Annotated in this window: 15 protein-coding genes; 11 read left to right on the top strand and 4 right to left on the bottom strand. The window is 72.3% G+C overall.

All coding sequences use genetic code 11. The features are described 5' to 3' along the window. Window positions 1-64: 64 nt before the first annotated feature. Together ABZ887_RS43655 and ABZ887_RS43660 are read right to left on the bottom strand one after the other, a co-directional pair. A complete protein-coding gene (locus ABZ887_RS43655) occupies window positions 65-847 on the bottom strand; it encodes a hypothetical protein (protein WP_361303431.1) in 783 nt (260 codons plus the stop codon). A gap of 41 nt (window positions 848-888) precedes the next feature. Further along, the gene (locus tag ABZ887_RS43660) at window positions 889-1,206 is read right to left on the bottom strand and encodes an LAETG motif-containing sortase-dependent surface protein (protein WP_361303434.1); all 318 of its coding nucleotides are present in this window, start codon (window positions 1,204-1,206) and stop codon (window positions 889-891) included. A 109-nt stretch (window positions 1,207-1,315) separates the two neighbouring features. Between ABZ887_RS43660 and ABZ887_RS43665 the strand changes: the two genes are divergently transcribed. Both ABZ887_RS43665 and ABZ887_RS43670 read left to right on the top strand, forming a co-directional pair. Then, window positions 1,316-1,660, top strand: coding sequence for a hypothetical protein (locus tag ABZ887_RS43665; RefSeq protein WP_361303437.1), 345 nt, complete (start codon window positions 1,316-1,318; stop codon window positions 1,658-1,660). Window positions 1,661-1,883: 223 nt separating this feature from the next. Further along, window positions 1,884-3,128 (top strand): Ig-like domain-containing protein, encoded by a 1,245-nt coding sequence (locus ABZ887_RS43670; RefSeq protein ID WP_361303440.1) that lies wholly within the window; start codon window positions 1,884-1,886, stop codon window positions 3,126-3,128. Window positions 3,129-3,199: 71 nt separating this feature from the next. On the opposite strand, the gene ABZ887_RS43675 is transcribed toward ABZ887_RS43670, so the two are convergent. Next, window positions 3,200-4,276: a helix-turn-helix domain-containing protein gene (locus ABZ887_RS43675; protein WP_361303443.1), complete on the bottom strand. Its 1,077-nt coding sequence runs from the start codon at window positions 4,274-4,276 to the stop codon at window positions 3,200-3,202. 620 nt (window positions 4,277-4,896) lie between these two features. Between ABZ887_RS43675 and otsB the strand changes: the two genes are divergently transcribed. The 6 genes from otsB to ABZ887_RS43705 all read left to right on the top strand — a co-directional run bounded on the left by otsB (window position 4,897) and on the right by ABZ887_RS43705 (window position 11,639). After that, window positions 4,897-5,811, top strand: coding sequence for a trehalose-phosphatase (gene otsB / locus ABZ887_RS43680; RefSeq protein ID WP_361303446.1), 915 nt, complete (start codon window positions 4,897-4,899; stop codon window positions 5,809-5,811). Further along, entirely contained in the window at window positions 5,808-6,782 is a 975-nt protein-coding gene (locus tag ABZ887_RS43685) for a ParB/RepB/Spo0J family partition protein (protein ID WP_361303449.1), read from the top strand. The genes otsB and ABZ887_RS43685 overlap by 4 nt, the downstream gene beginning before the upstream one ends. Before the next feature lie 294 nt (window positions 6,783-7,076). Continuing rightward, entirely contained in the window at window positions 7,077-8,291 is a 1,215-nt protein-coding gene (locus ABZ887_RS43690; RefSeq protein ID WP_361303452.1) for an acyl-CoA dehydrogenase family protein, read from the top strand. 55 nt (window positions 8,292-8,346) lie between these two features. Continuing rightward, window positions 8,347-9,423, top strand: a complete 1,077-nt coding sequence (locus ABZ887_RS43695) for an alcohol dehydrogenase catalytic domain-containing protein (protein WP_361303455.1) — start codon at window positions 8,347-8,349, stop codon at window positions 9,421-9,423. Window positions 9,424-9,551: 128 nt separating this feature from the next. Beyond that, on the top strand, window positions 9,552-11,048 hold the full coding sequence (locus tag ABZ887_RS43700) for a trehalose-6-phosphate synthase (protein ID WP_361303458.1): 1,497 nt from the start codon (window positions 9,552-9,554) through the stop codon (window positions 11,046-11,048). A gap of 72 nt (window positions 11,049-11,120) precedes the next feature. Next, window positions 11,121-11,639 (top strand): flavin reductase family protein, encoded by a 519-nt coding sequence (locus ABZ887_RS43705; protein ID WP_361303461.1) that lies wholly within the window; start codon window positions 11,121-11,123, stop codon window positions 11,637-11,639. Window positions 11,640-11,663: 24 nt separating this feature from the next. Here the strand turns inward: ABZ887_RS43705 and ABZ887_RS43710 are convergent, their stop codons facing one another. After that, complete coding sequence (locus ABZ887_RS43710) at window positions 11,664-12,269, bottom strand: ABATE domain-containing protein (protein WP_361303464.1); 606 nt, start codon at window positions 12,267-12,269, stop codon at window positions 11,664-11,666. Between the two features lie 180 nt (window positions 12,270-12,449). On the opposite strand from ABZ887_RS43710, the gene ABZ887_RS43715 reads away from it, so the two are divergent. From ABZ887_RS43715 to ABZ887_RS43725, 3 genes are all read left to right on the top strand, one after another. Next, window positions 12,450-13,733, top strand: a complete 1,284-nt coding sequence (locus tag ABZ887_RS43715) for an MFS transporter (RefSeq protein ID WP_361303467.1) — start codon at window positions 12,450-12,452, stop codon at window positions 13,731-13,733. Between the two features lie 189 nt (window positions 13,734-13,922). Then, window positions 13,923-15,452, top strand: coding sequence for a GMC family oxidoreductase N-terminal domain-containing protein (locus tag ABZ887_RS43720; RefSeq protein WP_361303470.1), 1,530 nt, complete (start codon window positions 13,923-13,925; stop codon window positions 15,450-15,452). A gap of 175 nt (window positions 15,453-15,627) precedes the next feature. Next, entirely contained in the window at window positions 15,628-17,103 is a 1,476-nt protein-coding gene (locus ABZ887_RS43725; protein ID WP_361303472.1) for an ABC transporter permease, read from the top strand. Window positions 17,104-17,223 lie beyond the last annotated feature (120 nt).

Consider the following 17,223-nt stretch of genomic DNA (forward strand, 5'->3'; position numbering starts at 1 on the left):
GTCGCCCGCGCCTTCGACGCAGGGCGCCTCCAGGGCCCCAAAGGGGCGCGGGGAACTGCGCAATCTACTTCAGCTTGGCTGACTGGGCCTTGATCACCGACGGTGGCACGGTGTACGTCTTCCCGGCCATCATCGCGCCGATGTTCATCGTGAAGTACGTGGCGACCGTGTTGCCGTGGCGGACGACCTCGGCGTGGAGGGGGCCCTTGTCGCCGTCCATGTCGGTGGTCGCGGTGAAGGCGACCGACTCGTCGCCCAGTCCCGACGCCTTGGTCGGCTTCACCTCGGTGACCTTCTGTTCGTCGCCGGAGGTGCCGCCCGTGAAGCCCGTGGTGCACGTCTTGAGGGCGGTCGAGAGCGCCTGGAGGGCGTCCCGGGCTCCGTTCCCGTCGTACGACGACAGGGAGAGGGAGGTGATGTCCAGGTTCAGGGAGTCCTTGAGCGCGCTCTCGAACGTGCCGTCGGCCATGTCGCCGAGGGAGGTCGCGTCGTCGGTGGGGTCCTTCTTGTCCTCGCGTACCGTGCGGCCGATCTCGGTGGCCGGTTCGGCCGGGGCGAGGCCGGTGAGGACGTAGGCCAGCGGGCGGCACTCGGCGTCGCTGGACTTGATGGTGCTCCGGTCCGGCGCGGCTTCGCCGATCGCGTTGACCTTGTAGCCGTCCACCTCGCCCTGCGCGAGGATCCGCTGCTTCAACTCCCCGGTGCTCAGCGCCCTGACGGTGGACGCCTCCCGCGCGGTGCCCGCGGTGTCCTCGGAACTTCCGCCGGAGCAGCCCGTGATGAGGGCGAGGGACAGCGCGCCGCCGACGGCGAGGGCGCGGATCCGCACGCCCGATGATCTCTTCATGGGGCGACTGTGAGCGTTGGGTCAAAGGCCGGTCAAGTTATTTAAAATTCCAGCCGTTCGCGGCGGACCGAATACACCACGAAGCCCGCGCCGACGGCGAGGAAAAGGGTGCCGCCGACGACGTACGGCGTGGTGTTCGGGCTGCCGGTGTCGGCGAGTCGGGTGGCGTCCCCGGTCGCCTCGGAGGTGGCCTCGGACAGCGCCCGGGCCTGCTGGGTGACGCGGGTCGCCGTACCCTCCGACGTGCCGGTTCTCGCCGGGGCGTCCTGTGACGCGTTGGCGGACGGGACGAACCACAGCGCGCACAGGAGCGTGCCTGCGGCGGTGGCGGTCAGCAACGGGCGGCGAGCGGATGACACGGAATATCGATCCCCTTGTGGCGCTGGCGAATTGGCCGTGTGGGGCGATGTTAGTGAAAATCGCGGGTCACGGGAAAGTCACGGGACGATTCGGCCGTACGCTCCCGCCATGAGCACTCCAGAGACATCACGATTTGTACGGCTTCGGGTGGAGCTGGTCCTCGAGGTCGAGGACGCCGGCGAGGTCACCAAGGCCGCGCTGCGCCGGGTCGCCGGGGATCCCGACCTGCCGGGCGACGAGCGGGCGCACGCCGAGGCCGCTGTGACGGAAGACACCGCCGAGGCCATCGCCTATCTCGTCGATCCGTTCGACCTGGTCAGCGAGGTGCCCGGGATCGAGCTCCAGCAGGCCTCCTGGTCCAGCGAGCCGATTTCCTACGATCCGGATTCGCCGGACTGGGATCTCGACGAGGATGATGACGAGCGCGACGACGAAGAGGGCGGCATCGGCTGAGCGATCCGGGGAACCGGTGACCCCGGACGGCAACCGCCGTCCGGGGTTTCGTCGTCTCAGAGGGCGCGCGGGCCCGCCCCTCCCGCATCGGCCGCCCCTGTGGACGTGGTGTGCCCCACAGATCCGAAGAATGTGGAACGGGACGGCGCGGCCGTAGCGTTGAAGGTTCTTGACGGGGACTCTCGGTGTGTTCGCGGACTCGGCAACGATGGAGAAGCGTGTGATGACGGACAGTAAGCGGCGCAAGGGCCTGATGGCCGCGTCCGCACTGCTCGGTGGTGTTCTGGTGCTCACGGCGTGTTCCGGCAGCGACGACAAGGCGTCCGGCGGCGGCGAGAGTTCGCAGTCCCAGGCGGACGCGGCGGCGGCCAAGAAGTCGTCCCAGGCCGACATCACGATCACACCCAAGGACGGCTCGGACAACGCGTCGATCAACAACTCGGCCGCCGTCACCGTCAGCAAGGGCACGCTCACCAGCGTGGCCATGACCACCGCGGACGGCACCGCGGTCGCCGGCGCCCTGTCCGCCGACAAGACCAGCTGGAAGCCCTCCGCCCAGCTGGAGCGGTCGACCACCTACAAGGTCGCCGCCGAGGCCAAGGACTCCGCCGGCCTGGTCGCGCACGAGAACGCGTCCTTCACCACGGTCTCCCCGTCCAACAGCTTCATAGGCACCTTCACCCCGGAGGACGGCTCGACCGTCGGCGTCGGCATGCCCGTGTCGATCAACTTCGACAAGCAGATCACGAACAAGGCCGCCGTCCAGAAGGGCATCACGGTCACCTCCAGCAGCGGCCAGGAGGTCGTCTGCCACTGGTTCTCCACCCAGCGCATGGACTGCCGTCCCGAGGACTACTGGAAGGAGAACTCCACCGTCACGCTGAAGCTGGCGCTCGACGGTGTCGAGGGCGCCTCCGGTGTCTTCGGCGTCCAGCAGAAGACGGTCACCTTCCACATCGGCCGCAACCAGGTCTCCTACGTCGACGCCAAGACCAAGGAGATGAAGGTCACCGAGGACGGCAAGACCATCAAGACCATCCCGATCTCGGCCGGTTCGCCCGAGAACACAACGTACAACGGCATCATGGTGATGTCCGAGAAGTACAAGCAGACGCGCATGAACGGCGCGACCGTCGGCTTCACCGACAACGACGGCAAGGGCGAGTACGACATCAAGGACGTGCCGCACGCCATCCGCCTCACCAGCTCCGGCACCTTCCTGCACGGCAACTACTGGGGCGCCAAGTCCATCTTCGGCTCGGTGAACACCAGCCACGGCTGCGTCGGCCTGTCCGACACCAAGGGCGCCGACGACACCACCACGCCCGCCTACTGGATGTACACGCACTCGATCATCGGTGACGTCGTGGTCGTCTCCAACACCGGCGACAAGACCGTGGCCGCCGACAACGGCCTCAACGGCTGGAACCTGAACTGGGCGGACTGGAAGGCCGGTTCGGCCGTCTGAGCCACCCGCGCACCACGGATCCGCACGGAAGGCGGCCGTCCTCGGGGCGGCCGCCTTCCGCGTTCCGCCGCCTACTCGGCGGGTGCGTCGAACCAGCCGCGGCGCTGGGCCTCGGTGCCCGCGGCGAAGCGGGTCTCGGCGGCGAGTTCCTCCATGAACTCGCTGATCCGGCGGCGCACGGTGCGCGGGGTCAGCCCGAGGCGCCGGGCGATCGCCTCGTCCTTGAGGCCCTGCCGCATCAGCGCGGCGATCTCGTGCCGCTGCCCCTCCCGGTCCCCGTAGCCGGAGGAGCCGGAGAGCGTCAGCGGCCGGGCGTCGCGCCACAGCAGCTCGAAGTAGTGGCACAGCGCGTCCACGGCGACCGGCGAGGTCAGGTGCAGGGCCGCGCTGGAACCGGTCGGGGTGAGCGCAAGCAGGGCCTGGGCGCCGTCGGTGACCTTCATCTTCATCTCCAGCCGCGGCAGCAGCCGTATCTCCTCCCCGGCCGCGGCGCAGCGCTCGATGATCCTGGCGCCCACCGGGTCGCTCAGGAAGGCGGACTCGTAGATGCTGCGGTGCCGTACGCCCCGGGCGATCGAGGCGGCCGTGGGCGGCTGTGCGGAGCCGTCCGACAGGGGCAGGTCGTAGCGGAACGTCTCCAGGGTCAGATGCTCCGCGGTGGCCGCCGTGCCGATGGTGTTGGACAGGGCCGCGATGTCGTCGGAGTCGGTGAGCACCCGGGCCAGCCGGTGCGAGGTGGCCGCCTGCGCCTGCCGGTGCGCGAGCCGGCGTATCTGTGCGGCCTCCCGCTGGGAGCGGGCGACGATGTCGTACTGGGCGTTGAGTTCGTGCTGCTTGTGGGCGAGCGCCGCTTCCAGGGCCGGTAAGGGGGCCGCCGCCGCGAGGACCGGCGGGTCGTGCGGCAGGACGTGTGCGAGGCCCAGGTCCAGCAGCCGGACGGCGCTTCCCGGGCCGCCGAGCCGCCGGTCGGCGTCCGCCAGCGGAACTGGACCATCCGTTTCGGCCAGGGTCCGGTAGCTCGCCGCGATGTCCGGACTCGTGAGCGCCGTCAGCGTGCCGACGGTCTGGTCGAGGAGCTCCGAGGCCGCGGTGGAGAGGCCCGTGGATCTGTCAATGAGCCGTGCGTCTCCGGGTGGCCTGCTGTCCACAATCTTCCTCCCCGTTTGCTTCATTGAATTCTGTACATCCGGGTAGGGTCCGTACGGCCCCCCGAATCTGCCGGATGGTAGTCCGGAATACCGGACGGGAGTTGTCTCCGCAGGTCGGCGGGGTGCGGGCGGAGGGGCGGCGGTTGTCGCCGCGGACCGGAAGCCCCGCGTCCGGGTGGCACCGGAACGGATCGACGGCGGGCGGCGGAGGCGGAGTTGGCCGCTTGTGTCCAGTCGGCCACAACTTCCCCTGGTCTTCGAAGTCGGCGCCCTGTGAACTCGCCACTGCGCAGAAGTACGTGTGAAAACGCGACGGGGGATGTCCGAGCATGTACAGCAGCAGCACGACCGTGGCCGAAAGCGCGCCGAAGGCGACGCCGTTGCGGCCGCCCGGCACCGATCTCCGGTGTCTTCGGTACTGCCCACCCATGTGACGCCTTCTCACCCGAGGCCTCGTTCCTCGCCTATGTGAACCTCCGCGCCTCCCTCCGCACCGGTGACCGATGCCCGCCGCCGGCGGCCGGCCGTCCGGGCGAGGGCCACCAGCCGTGGACCGCTGACGTTCCCGGCTGTCTCAGCGCCCGTCATCCCACATGTGGACGCCAACGGAGACACCGCCCATGACCAGCACGTCATCGCTTCGCCCTGTCCGCACGCCGGACGAAGAGCTGTGGCCGGCCCTACGCAAGGCCGGTACCACGGGAATCACACCCGCGGGTGCCGAGGGCCTGAGGGCCCTCCTCGACCGCCCCGAGGAGGCGGTCGTCGCCGTCGACTTCGACGGCACCCTCGCCCCGATCGTCACCGACCCCGCCGCCGCCCGCCCGCTGCCGCAGGCCCTCACAGCCCTCGTCACCCTCGCCCGGCACGGGATGCGCGTGGTGATCGCGACCGGCCGCCCGGCCGGATACGTGGTGGCCGCGGCCGCCCTGCGCACCGGCGCCGGCGCACCGCGGATCACCGTGCTCGGCCACTACGGCCTGCAGCGCTGGGACTCGGCCACCGGCCGGCTGCGCACCCCCGCGCCGCACCCGGCGATCGACCGGCTGCGCCGGCAACTGCGCCCGCTGGTGGCCCGGCACGGCACCGGCGCCCGCATCGAGGACAAGGCGCACAGCATCTGCGTGCACACCCGGGGCTGTCCGGACCCCGGCGCGGCCCTGCGCCTTCTGGCACCCCCGGTGCGCGCACTGGCCGACGACCTCGGGCTGCGGGTCGAGGCGGGGCGCCGGGTCCTCGAAGTACGGCCGGACGGCGTCGACAAGGCCACGGCCCTGACCGGGTTCCTCGCCGAACGGCCCGCGCACGCCGTGCTGTACGCCGGTGACGACCTCGCCGACCTCCCCGTGCTCCGGCTGCTGGCCCGGCGCCGCGCCCAGGGCCGGCCCGCCGCCACCGTCTACAGCGCGCCCGCCGGTCCCGACGAGGCGGTGCCGGAGCTGCGGGACCACTGCGACCTGCGGGTGCCCGGTCCGGCCGGAGTGGCTGCGCTGCTCGCCGTCCTCGGCCGGGGAGTCGTGGACCGCCGGCCATGACGACACCCCCACCCCCCACCCGGCCGGACCCGGTACCGTCCCCGGTGGAGAGCGTGCCGGTCGCCGCACTGGCGCCCGCCGACTCCCCCCGGGCCGAGGACGTGGACCTGGCCTACGCCAGATCCCTCATGGAGCTCGGCGAACTGCCCCCGATCCTGGTGGACCGCCGCACGCTGCGGGTCGTCGACGGCATGCACCGGCTCACCGCGGCGATGCTGGCCGGCCGCCCGGAGATCGAGGTGCGGTTCTTCGACGGCGACGAGCGGGAGGCGTTCGTGGCCTCCGTACGGGCGAACCTGCACCACGGGCGGCGGCTCAACCAGCAGGAGCGGTCGGCGGCCGCCCGGCGCATCCTGGCCGCCTACCCCGCGTGGTCGAACCGGGCGATCGCCCAGGCCACCGGCCTGTCCACGAAGACCGTCGCGACGCTGCGACAGCGTTCATCCGGGAACGGACCCCAGTTGAACACCCGGGTGGGACGGGACGGCCGGGCCCGCCCGGTGGACCCCGCCGCCGGCCGGGAGCGCGCGGCCGCGTACCTGCGCGGGCATCCGGAGGCGTCACTGCGCCGGATCGCCGCCGCGGCCGGGGTGTCGGTGGGCACCGCCCGGGACGTGCGGGCGCGGATGGAGCGGGGCGAGGACCCGGTCCGGGCACGGCGGAACACCACCGGCGCCGAGCCCCTGCCGCTGGCCGCGGTCGGCCCCGCCGACGCCCCGGCCCGCCCGGTGCGGCGGCGCGTCCTGGCCAAGGACCCCCTCGCCGTGCTCGCCCGTGACCCCTCGATCCGCTTCTCCGACCCCGGACGGCACCTGCTGCGCATGCTCGACAACCGTGCGCTCGTCGGCGCCGAGGGCGCGGTACTGGCGGACGCCCTGCCCGGTCACTGCCGGGCCGCGCTGATCGCCGCCGTGCACCAGCACATCGACCTGTGGCTGGCCTTCGCCGGCCTGCTGGAACAGACAGGCTGACCCTCCCACGCCCGTCCAGGGGCGGCCCGCGAACTCTCCTGCGGGCCGCCCCTCTCCGCTGCCCGGAACGTGGTGCCACGGGGTGCCCGTCGGCTCCCCGTGCCGCATCGGCCCCGCTTCCTTTGCCGGCCCTTTCTCGCCCTTGCCCGCCCCTTGCCGTCCCCGTGTGCCGCTCTTTGCCGTGTGCGGGCGGGGGCCGGGGCTGTCGGTCCGCGGGCCCTACTACCGGCCGGTTTCCCGTATTGAACACGTGTTTGCGCTGCCTACGCTCCGAGCGACCTGAAGGAGGTGGGTATGGACCACGACCACGAGGGCGAGGAGTTCCTCGCCCTGCTCGACGGGAAACCCGTGCCGGCTCAGACGGCCGACTGGCTCGGCCGTGTCGACGCGATCGCCCCCGTCATCGAGAAGTGGCGCGAGGAGGGTGAGCGGCAGCGGTTCTCGCCGCTCCCGGTGTTCGAGGCACTGCGGGACGCCGGGTTTCCCCGGATGCTGGTCTCCCGTGAACTGGGCGGTGCCCAGGTGTCGTTGGAGACCGGGTCGCAGGTGCTGCAGGCACTGGCCCGGCTCGATCCGGCGATCGCGTGGCAGATGGGGGTGCAGGCGGCCATCGGCCGGATCTCGGACTACCTGCCGGAGCCGCAGGCCCGTGAACTGTTCCGGGACCAGGACGCGTTGGTCGTCGGCTCGGTCAACCCGACGGGGACGGCCGAGGCGGTCGACGGCGGCTACCGGCTCTCCGGCCGCTGGGGCTTCGCCAGCGGTTCGGCGCACGCCGCCTGGCTGGTGTGCGCGGCCCGTGTCACCACCGGCGGCGCACCCCGCACCACGGACGGCGGCGGCCCGGAGATCCGGATGCTGTTCGTGCCGAAGTCCGCCGTACGGATGCTGGACACCTGGCACACCCTCGGCCTGCGGGGCACCGGCAGCGAGGATTACGAGGTCGACGACGTGTTCGTCGCCGGGCACTACACCGTCGACCAGCGGGACATGTTCGCCGCACCGCCCGCCCGCCCGTCCCGCGGCTACGGCATCAGCTACTACGACTTCGGGCTGTTCGGCTCGTCGTCGACCGTGCTGGGCGCGGCCCGCGGCGCGCTGCGCGAGTTCCAGCGGCTCGCCCTGGCCAAGCGGCCGGCCGCGGGCACCACCACGCTGGCCGCGGGCCACACCGTGCAGGACCGGTACGCCCGCGCCGAGGCGAAGGTACGGGCCGCGCGGCTGCTGCTCGCGGACGCGGGCTGGCACGCCGAGCAGTACGGCGAGACCGGCGGCGACGCGCTGAGCGCCACGGTCCGGCTGACCGCGGCGACCGTGGCCGAGCTGAGCTGCGCGGCGATCACCTCGCTGTTCACGGTGGCGGGCACCTCCTCGCTGTACGCGAGCAGCCTGCTCGAACGCTACTTCCGCGACGCCCACTCGGCCGCGAAGCACATCACCCTCTCGCCCACCAACGTCGAGATGGCGGGCCGGTACCTGCTTGGCGGCGGCCTCGCCATGCGCCGCTGACCTGCCCCGGTACCGGCCCCACTTCCTCAACCGCGACCTGCCCGGAAGGACAACCATGCAGACCATGAAGGCCCTTCAGCTCCTCGCCCCGCGCCAGACCGTGCTCGCCGACGTGCCGCGCCCGGCGGCGCCCGCCGACGGCCTGCTGCTGCGCACCCGCTGCGTGTCGATCTGCTCGACCGACATCTCCTTCTTCGAAGGGCACCTGTTCCCCTCCGAGTACCCGGTGATCCTGGGGCACGAGTACCTCGGCGAAGTCGTCGAGAAGGGCCCGGAGTTCACCCGCTCCGACATCGCGATCGGCGACCGGATCGTCTACTGGGGGCAGACCGACTTCGGCGGTTTCGCCGAGTACCGGTCGCTGCGCCCGGTCTTCTCCGGCGAGGTCAAGGAGGACGTGTTCTGGGCCGACCGCAACTTCAACGACGACCTGCGGGCCGCCGCCGTGAAGATCCCCGACGCCCTCGACGACCTGCAGGCGTCCTTCATCGAGCCGACCACGGGTGCGCTGCGCTCCCTCCTGGGCAACCCGCCGAAGATCGGCGACAGGGTCCTCATCATGGGCACCGGCCCGATCGGCATCATCGCCGGCAGCGTCATCAGGCGCCTGTTCGCCCCGAACCAGGTGGTGTCCGTCGACGCCAACCCGATGCGCAACCAGCACGCCACGGAACACTTCTCCGAGCGTGCCTACCTGCCCGAGGAGCTCATCGCGGAGGTCGCCGAGAACACCTTCGACTACGTCTTCGACGCGCTGCCCACCGTGCGCGTCGAGGACGAGGAGAAGGACCCCCGGCGGGTGGCGATGCGCCGGCTCAGGCCCAAGGGCCGGTACGTGCTGTACGGGGCCTCCCAGGAGATGCAGAAGTTCGACACCTGGCTGATGCTCGCCAAGGGCATCAACATCAGCGCCTCGCCCTTCGACGTCACCGCGTTCCCGATGCACCACTCCGCGAACGTGATCCAGACGGCCATGCAGATGCTGCTGTCCGGCATCGTCGACGGCAGGCGCCTGCTCTCCACCGTGCACAGCTTCCGGGACTACGAGGGTCTCGTCGAGATCTTCAAGAACTACCGGAGCACGACTGACCTCAAGACGATCGTCGACTTCCGCGAAAGCGCTCCGCTGTAGGGGCCGTGTGTCAACTGCGGGGCCGTCGTGGCTGGTCGCGCCCACGCGGCGGAGCCGCACAGCGAACGCAGCCCCGCGCCCCTTTCGGGGCGCGGTCACTCCCGTAGGAGGGAAAGCAGGACGTGGACATGCTCAGGACCAGCCAGCCCCTCGCATCCGGCGCGGACTTCGTCGTCGTCGCCAACCGTCTCCCGGTCCACCTGGACACCCGGGGCCCGGACGGGCCGCGCTGGCGGCGCAGTCCGGGGGGACTGGTCAGTGCCCTCGAACCCATCCTGCGCACCCGCCGGGGCGCCTGGGCGGGCTGGGCCGGCACCACCGCCGACAGCGCCCCCGCGGACCTGCCCGACCAGGACGTCCGGCTGCACGCGGTCCCGCTGGACGAGACCGAGTACCGGGAGTACTACGAGGGCTTCTCGAACACCACGCTGTGGCCGCTCTTCCACGACGTGGTGGTGCCGCCCGACTTCGACCGCGGCTGGTGGCAGAGCTACCAGCGGGTCAACCAGCGCTTCGCCCGGCACGCGGCGGCCCTCGCCGCCCCCGGGGCCACCGTCTGGGTCCAGGACTACCAGCTGATGCTCGTCCCCGAACTGCTGCGCGCCCTGCGGCCCGACGTACGGATCGGCTTCTTCCTGCACATCCCGTTCCCGCCGCCCGAGCTCTTCCTCCAGCTGCCCTGGCGCAGCCAGATCGTCGACGGCCTGCTCGGCGCCGACCTGGTCGGATTCCAACTCCCCGGCGGCGCACAGAACTTCCTGCACCTGGTACGCCGGCTGCGGCGGGCGGAGAGCGTCGGCCACGCGCCCCGCTCGTCCGTCCTCGGCACCGTCCTCGTGGGCAACCGCGAGGTCCGCGTCGGCGCCTTCCCGATCTCGGTCGACGCGGCCGGCCTGGAGGAGCTGGCCAACGGCGAGACGGTACGGGAACGGGCCCGGCAGCTCCGCCGGCAACTGGGCGGGCACCGCAGGATCATGCTGGGGGTCGACCGCCTCGACTACACCAAGGGCATCGACCAGCGGCTGCGCGCCTTCGAGGGACTCCTCGCCGACGGCCGCGCCACCGCCCGGGACACCGTCCTCGTCCAGATCGCCACCCCCAGCCGGGAGCGCGTCGAGCACTACCGGCGCCTGCGCGCCCGCATCGAGGCCCGGGTCGGGCACATCAACGGCACCTTCGGGCAGGTCGGCCAGGTACCGGTGCACTACCTGCACACCACCGTCGACCGCACCGAACTCGCCGCCCTCTACCGGGCCGCCGACGTCATGCTGGTGACACCGCTGCGCGACGGCATGAACCTGGTCGCGAAGGAGTTCGTCGCCGCCCGCCCCGACCTGGGCGGCGCGCTGGTGCTCAGCGAGTTCGCGGGCGCCGCGCAGGAACTCACGAGGGCCCTGCTGGTCAACCCGCACCACCGGCACGAACTCCAGGACGTCATGGCCACCGCCCTCACCCTGGACCCGGCGGACGGCCGGCGCCGCATGCAGGAGCTGCGCCGGCACCTGGGCGAGCGGGACGTCCACCACTGGGCCCGCTCCTTCCTCAAAGCCCTGGGCGGCGCCGGACACGGCTCGCTCCTCCCGGACACCACCGGCGACCCGGCCCCCCGCGCGAGCGTCGCCTGACGCCCTGACGCCCTGACGCCCTGACGCCCTGACGCCCTGACCGAGACCACGCCCGAGGAGGCGCCGTATCCCATGTCCGTCGCTGCCGAAGAAGCTGCCGAGGAAATCGGCTTCACCCGCGCCATGTCCCGGGTCCCCGGCCCGGTTGTCGTCACCACCACGGTCGACGACAGCGGACGCCGCTGGGGATTCACCGCGAGTTCCTTCGTCTCCCTCTCCCTCGACCCGCCGCTGGTGACGGTGAGTCTGGACAAGAAGGCCAGTACGCACGCCGCGTTCGCGGTCGCCGGCCACTTCATGGTGAACGTCCTGGCGCACGACCAGTCGGAGATCGCCCGGCGGTTCGCGACCTCGGGCGTCGACCGGTTCGCCGCGGGCGACACCGAGCCCCTGGAACGCGGACTGCCCGGCATCCCCCGGGCGGTGGTCCGGCTGGCCTGCCGGATGCACGAGGTCGTGGACGGCGGCGACCACAGCATGCTGGTCGGCCGGGTCCTGGACTGCGTCACCTCCCAGGAGCGGGAGGCGCTGGTCTACGTCGACCGGGGCTTCGTCCGCCCCGCCGCACCGCCTGCCGCCGGTCCCCGCTGAGCCCGCGGCCGAGGCGACGGCCCGTCAGGCCCCGGTCGGGCTCGTGTGCCGGGAGCGCCAGGTCTGCTTCTTGGCCTGGTTGCCGCAGGTCTCCATCGAGCACCAGCGGCGGTTGCCCGGGCGGGACGTGTCGAGGAACCAGGCGGCGCAGTGCGGTCCGGAGCAGGCCCGCACCCGGTCCAGGGCGGGCGAGGTCGCCAGCGCGAGCGCGTCGCGCGCGATGTCGGCGAGGACCGCGCCCACCGGGTCCGCGGCGGTCCAGGTCATCGTGCCCTCCGCGGCGAGCACGGGGACCGGGGGCGCCGCGGCGGCGGCCCGGTTCAGCAGCTCCCGTTCCCCGGGCGGGCAGCCGGCCGGGCCGGCGGGCGAGCGGGCCGCGGTCAGCAGCGCGTGCACCGCCTCCCGCAGCGCCTGTGCCTCGCGGAGCACGTCCGGTGCCGGGGCCGGGACGGCCGTGCCGTCGGGATAGGGGCCCAGCTGGGCGACCCAGGCGGTCAGGGCCTCGGGGGTGTCCAGTTCCTCGGTGGCGCCGTCCATGCCGCGCAACCGGAGCGTGCGCATGAAGTCCAGGCAGATCCGGCCCGCGCCGCTGCGGAAGCGGGGGGCCGTGGGCGCGGGTGTGTCGGGCATGAGAACCACCCTACTTCGGAACCGGTTTTACTGGTACCGTCGAGGAACCGGTTAAAACGGTTCCGTGCGGAGCTCGCGGCTCCGCCCCTCTTCTCGGCTCCCCTCTCAGCACTTCTCAGTACCTCTCAGTACTTCTCAGCTTTTCCCTGTCTCTGTCCCCTTCCTCGCCAGAGGTGTGTCGTGTCCGCTGGGCCTCCCTCCGCTCCCTCGCCCTCCTCGCCGACGCTGAGCCGGCGCCTGATCCTGCTGCTCTCCGTCGCCTGCGGCGTCGCGGTGGCCAACATCTACTTCCCACAGGCGATCAGCCCGCTCATCGCCGACGACCTGCACGTCTCCCCGGAGTCCGCGGCCGTCGTGGTCACCTGCGCCCAGCTCGGCTACGCGGCCGGCATCTTCCTGCTGGTCCCGCTCGGCGACCGGCTGCGCCACCGGGGCCTGGTCACCACCCTGCTGCTGGTGACCTGTGCCGGCCTGGTGCTCGCGGGCACCGCCACCGCCCTGCCGGTCCTCGCCGTCGCCAGCGCGCTGGTCGGCCTGACCACCGTGGTCCCGCAGATCCTCATCCCGATGGCGGCCGGCCTCACCGCGCCGGAGCGCCGCGGCGCGGTCACCGGCACCCTGCTGTCGGGCCTGATCGGCGGCATCCTGCTGGCCCGCACCTTCTCCGGCACCCTCGGCGAGTGGCTCGGCTGGCGCGCCCCCTACCTGGTCGCCGCCGGCCTGGTCCTCGTCCTCACCCTGGCCCTGGCCGCCGCGCTCCCCACCACCACCCCGAGCACCGACCAGCCCTACCCGGCCCTGCTCGCGGCCTCCCTGCACCTGCTGCGCACCGAGCCGCAGCTGCGCCGCTCGGCCCTCAACCAGGTGCTGGTCTTCGCCGCCTTCAGCGCCGCCTGGACCGCCCTCGCGCTGTACATCACCGGCCCGGCCTACCACCTGGGCACCCCGGCCGTCGGCGTGCTCGCCCTGGTGGGTGCGGCCAGCATGTTCGCCACCCCGGTCGCCGGGCGCCGCACCGACCGCCAGGGCCCCGACGTCGTCAACCTGGTGTGCATGGTGGGCGCCATCGCCGCCGGCGCCCTGCTGCTGACCGGTCACCTCGGCGGCGCCGTCGGTCTGGTCGGCCTGGGCGCCGGGATGCTCCTGCTCGACGTGGCCATGCAGTCCGGTCAGGTCGCCAACCAGGCGCGCATCTTCGCGCTCCGCCCCGAGGCCCGCGCCCGCCTCAACACCGCGTACATGACCTGTGCGTTCCTCGGCGGCAGCGCCGGTTCCTGGCTGGGCGTGCGCGCGTACTCCGCCTTCGGCTGGAACGGCGTCTGCGGCCTGGTCATGATCCTGGCCGGTCTCGCCCTCCTCCGGCACGTGCTGCGCGCCCGCCCCGCCGCGGCCCCGGAGCAGGCCACCGCCCCCGCCTCCACCACCGCCGCCTCGCCCTCCGACTCCGCCCCCGCGGCCCGCTGACGCACCGCCCGCCCGGTCACCCAGCAGTCGCCCCGTCACCCCCCTCAGCACTCTCCGCACACAAGAAGGAGCTGTCATGGCCGACACCCCGCGCCGCAAAGGCACCGCCCGGGACCGCCGGAAGAGCACCACCTGGGGCCTGACCACGCCCCCGGACGGCACCGCCCGGGGCCGAGAGGCGGTCGCCCGGTGAGCCGGTGGGACTACGTCATCGTCGGGGCCGGTTCCGCCGGCTGCGTGCTCGCCGACCGGCTCAGCGCGGACGGCACGGCCCGGGTCCTCCTCGTCGAGGCGGGCACCGGGACTCCGGAGACCCGCCCCGAGGTGCGGGTGCCGATCCTCTTCCCGCGGCTGTTCGGCGGCGACCTGGACTGGAACTTCAGCACGGTGCCCCAGCCCGGCCTGGGCGACCGCGCGATACCGATCCCGCGCGGCAAAGCGGTCGGCGGCTCCTCGGTGATCAACGCCCAGCTGTGGACCCGCGGCCACCGGGCGGACTACGACGGCTGGGCGCAGGCGGGCCTGGACGGCTGGGGCCACGACGACCTGCAGCCCTACTTCGACCGCGCCGAGCAGCGGATCAGCCTCTCCGGACTGCGCTATCCGCAGCCCGTGACCCCGGCCTTCGTCGACGCCTGCGCGCGCCTCGGGTACACCCCGGCCGCCGAGGTCCAGGAGGGGTACGCCCTGGCCCGCGCGACCCACCGCGACGGCCTGCGGCACAGCTCCGCCGACGCCTATCTGACACCGGCCCGGGAGCGGCCCAACCTGACCGTCCTCGCGGACACGCTGGTGCGCCGGGTGCTGTTCGAGGGCACGCGGGCGGTCGGGATCGAGGTCGAGGGGGAGTCGGGCACCGAGACCCTGCGCGCCGAACGCGACGTCATCCTGTCGGCCGGCGCCGTGGGCAGCCCGCACCTGCTGCTACGGTCCGGCGTGGGCCCCGCCGGGGAACTCGCCCGGCACGGCGTCCCGGTGGTGCGGGACCTGCCGGGGGTGGGCCGCGACCTGACGGACCATCTGCTCGTCCCGCTGGCCTTCGAGGCACAGGGCTTCTGGTCGCCCGGTTCGGGCACCTCGCCCGAGCAGATCGACCAGTACCTGCGCGACCGCCACGGCTCGCTGGACTCGATCATCTCCGAGGCGCTGCTGTTCCTGCGCACCCGGGAGGAACTCGACGCCCCCGACGTCGAGATCGTCCACCTGGTGGTGCCGCTGGGCGAGCACCAGCGGCCCGCCGCGCACGGCATGGCCCTGGGCGTCATCCTCATGCGCCCGCACAGCCGAGGCACCGTCACCCTGCGCAGCGCCGACCCGTACGACACCCCGCTGATCGACCCCGGCTACCTGAGCGACGAGGCGGGGGAGGACCTGGGCACCCTGGTCGCGGGTGTCCGCGCGGCCCAGCGGATCCTGCGTCAGCCCGACCTGGCGCAGTGGCTGGGCAAGCCGCTCACGGACGGCGCGCTCTCCGAGGACCTCGACGACATCACCGCGTACATCCGCGCCACCGGCGGCAGCATCCACCACCTGGTGAGTACCTGCCGGATGGGCACGGACCAACAGGCCGTCGTCGACCCGGCGTTCGCGGTCCGGGGCGTGACCGGTCTGCGGGTGGTGGACGCCGCCGCGATGCCCGGCCTGGTACGGGCGCACACCCACGCCCCGGTGACCGTGCTCGCCGAACGCGCCGCGGACGTACTCCTGGGCGGGCGCTGAGCGACGGGCTTCGAGCCGCCCCGGCCGGTGATTCCCCCGCCCGGCCGGGGTCCCGGCGTGCCCGGGCGGCGCTGACAGCCCGGTGCGGGGTCATTCCTGGCCTCCGTACAGCCTTCTCATGCATCTCTTATTTAGGCCTTATCGAGCCATCACGGTGCGTCCCTACCTTGCGGTCATGTTCTTCACCTACCTGAGGCGCGAACTGCGCCGCCGCAGAAAGGCGGCTCTCGTCGTCGCCTCCGGCCTCGCGCTGGGCATCGCACTGGTCATCGTGGTCAACTCCGTGTCCAACGGCATGGGGAAGGCCCAGGACAAGGTCCTCCAGTCGCTGTACGGCCTGGGTACGGACATGACGGTCACCAAGGCTGCGACGGCGTCCGCGAGCGCCTCCCAGCGGCCCCGCTTCAACTTCGACGCGCAGAACAACGGTTCGTCGTCCACGCAGAGCAGTGACCGCGTCATGGTGCAGGGCTTCAGCACCCTCGCCTCCACCACCGTCACCAAGGTCGGCGACCAGAAGGGCGTCGCGACCGCGGTCGGCGGGCTGAACCTCAACGTGGTCAAGATCAGCGGCCAGTTCACCCGGGGTCAGTTCCAGCAGAACCAGGGCTCCGGCGGCAACGCCGGCGGCCCCGGCGGCGGCAGCACCGGCCAGCCGCAGGGCGAGGTCCAGGGCGGCGGCGCCAACTTCGACGTCAACTCGTACACGGTCTACGGCACCGACGTCACCCAGACCGCGGTCGGCCCGCTGACCTCGTCGAAGATCACCAGCGGCCGTACCTTCAAGACCACCGAGACGAACGCCAAGGTGCTGGTCGCCGACTCGGCGTTCGCCAAGGAGAAGAAGTACAAGGTCGGTTCGACCGTCACGATCAACAAGGTCAAGTTCACGATCATCGGCATCGCGACGGCCGACAGCGGTGACGCGGCGGCCAACCTCTACATGCCGCTGAAGCAGGCGCAGACGCTGGCCGACGAGAAGAACAAGGTCACCACGATCTACGTCAAGGCGACCGACTCCAAGCAGATCTCCTCGGTCAAGAAGACCATCCAGAGCAACGTCTCGGGTACGACGGTCACCACCTCCGCCGACCTCGCGGACACCGTCTCCGGCTCCCTCTCCACGGCGTCCTCGCTCGCCACCAACGTCGGCAAGTGGCTGTCCATCGCGGTGCTCGTGGCCGCGTTCCTGGTCGCCGGCCTGCTCACCTCCTCGGCGGTCTCCCGCCGCGTCCGTGAGTTCGGCACGCTGAAGGCGCTGGGCTGGAAGTCCGGCCGGGTCACCCGGCAGGTCATCGGCGAGGCCATGGTCAACGGCCTGGTCGGCGGTGCGCTCGGGATCGGGCTCGGTCTGGTCGGCGCCTACGTGGTCACCGCGATCAGCCCCACGCTGGACGCCTCCGTCGGCAGCGGCGGTGGTGGCGGCACCGGTGGTGGCGGCTTCGGCGGCGGTGGGGGCGGCGGCTTCGGCGGCGGTCCCGGCCGGCAGACCGCGAAGACCCTGGAGGTCGCCCTCACGGCTCCGGTCAGCGTGACGACGATCGCGCTGGCGGTGGGCCTCGCGGTGGCCGGCGGCCTGATCGCGGGCGCGTTCGGCGGCTGGCGCGCGTCCAGGTTGCGGCCGGCGGATGCACTTCGGCGGGTCGAGTAGTTGACGTCGGCTGCGGCTGGGGTGGGGGTGTCGCTCACCGGCGCTGGCCGGGTGCCTCCCCCAGCCTTCGGCCGGGGGGACCCCCAGCGCCCACCCGTGCCGCCCTGCGGCACGCCTGCC

Origin of the sequence: Streptomyces sp. NPDC047061, from assembly GCF_040643955.1 — a bacterium.
Classification (GTDB): domain Bacteria; phylum Actinomycetota; class Actinomycetes; order Streptomycetales; family Streptomycetaceae; genus Streptomyces.

What these genes read in the sequence shown, in the direction of transcription:
- ABZ887_RS43655 (WP_361303431.1), bottom strand. Translation starts at nt 847, where the DNA reads ATGAAGAGATCATCGGGCGTGCGGATCCGCGCCCTCGCCGTCGGCGGC.
- ABZ887_RS43665 (WP_361303437.1), top strand. Translation starts at nt 1,316, where the DNA reads ATGAGCACTCCAGAGACATCACGATTTGTACGGCTTCGGGTGGAGCTG.
- ABZ887_RS43670 (WP_361303440.1), top strand. Translation starts at nt 1,884, where the DNA reads ATGACGGACAGTAAGCGGCGCAAGGGCCTGATGGCCGCGTCCGCACTG.
- otsB (WP_361303446.1), top strand. Translation starts at nt 4,897, where the DNA reads ATGACCAGCACGTCATCGCTTCGCCCTGTCCGCACGCCGGACGAAGAG.
- ABZ887_RS43685 (WP_361303449.1), top strand. Translation starts at nt 5,808, where the DNA reads ATGACGACACCCCCACCCCCCACCCGGCCGGACCCGGTACCGTCCCCG.
- ABZ887_RS43690 (WP_361303452.1), top strand. Translation starts at nt 7,077, where the DNA reads ATGGACCACGACCACGAGGGCGAGGAGTTCCTCGCCCTGCTCGACGGG.
- ABZ887_RS43695 (WP_361303455.1), top strand. Translation starts at nt 8,347, where the DNA reads ATGCAGACCATGAAGGCCCTTCAGCTCCTCGCCCCGCGCCAGACCGTG.
- ABZ887_RS43700 (WP_361303458.1), top strand. Translation starts at nt 9,552, where the DNA reads ATGCTCAGGACCAGCCAGCCCCTCGCATCCGGCGCGGACTTCGTCGTC.
- ABZ887_RS43705 (WP_361303461.1), top strand. Translation starts at nt 11,121, where the DNA reads ATGTCCGTCGCTGCCGAAGAAGCTGCCGAGGAAATCGGCTTCACCCGC.
- ABZ887_RS43710 (WP_361303464.1), bottom strand. Translation starts at nt 12,269, where the DNA reads ATGCCCGACACACCCGCGCCCACGGCCCCCCGCTTCCGCAGCGGCGCG.
- ABZ887_RS43725 (WP_361303472.1), top strand. Translation starts at nt 15,628, where the DNA reads ATGTTCTTCACCTACCTGAGGCGCGAACTGCGCCGCCGCAGAAAGGCG.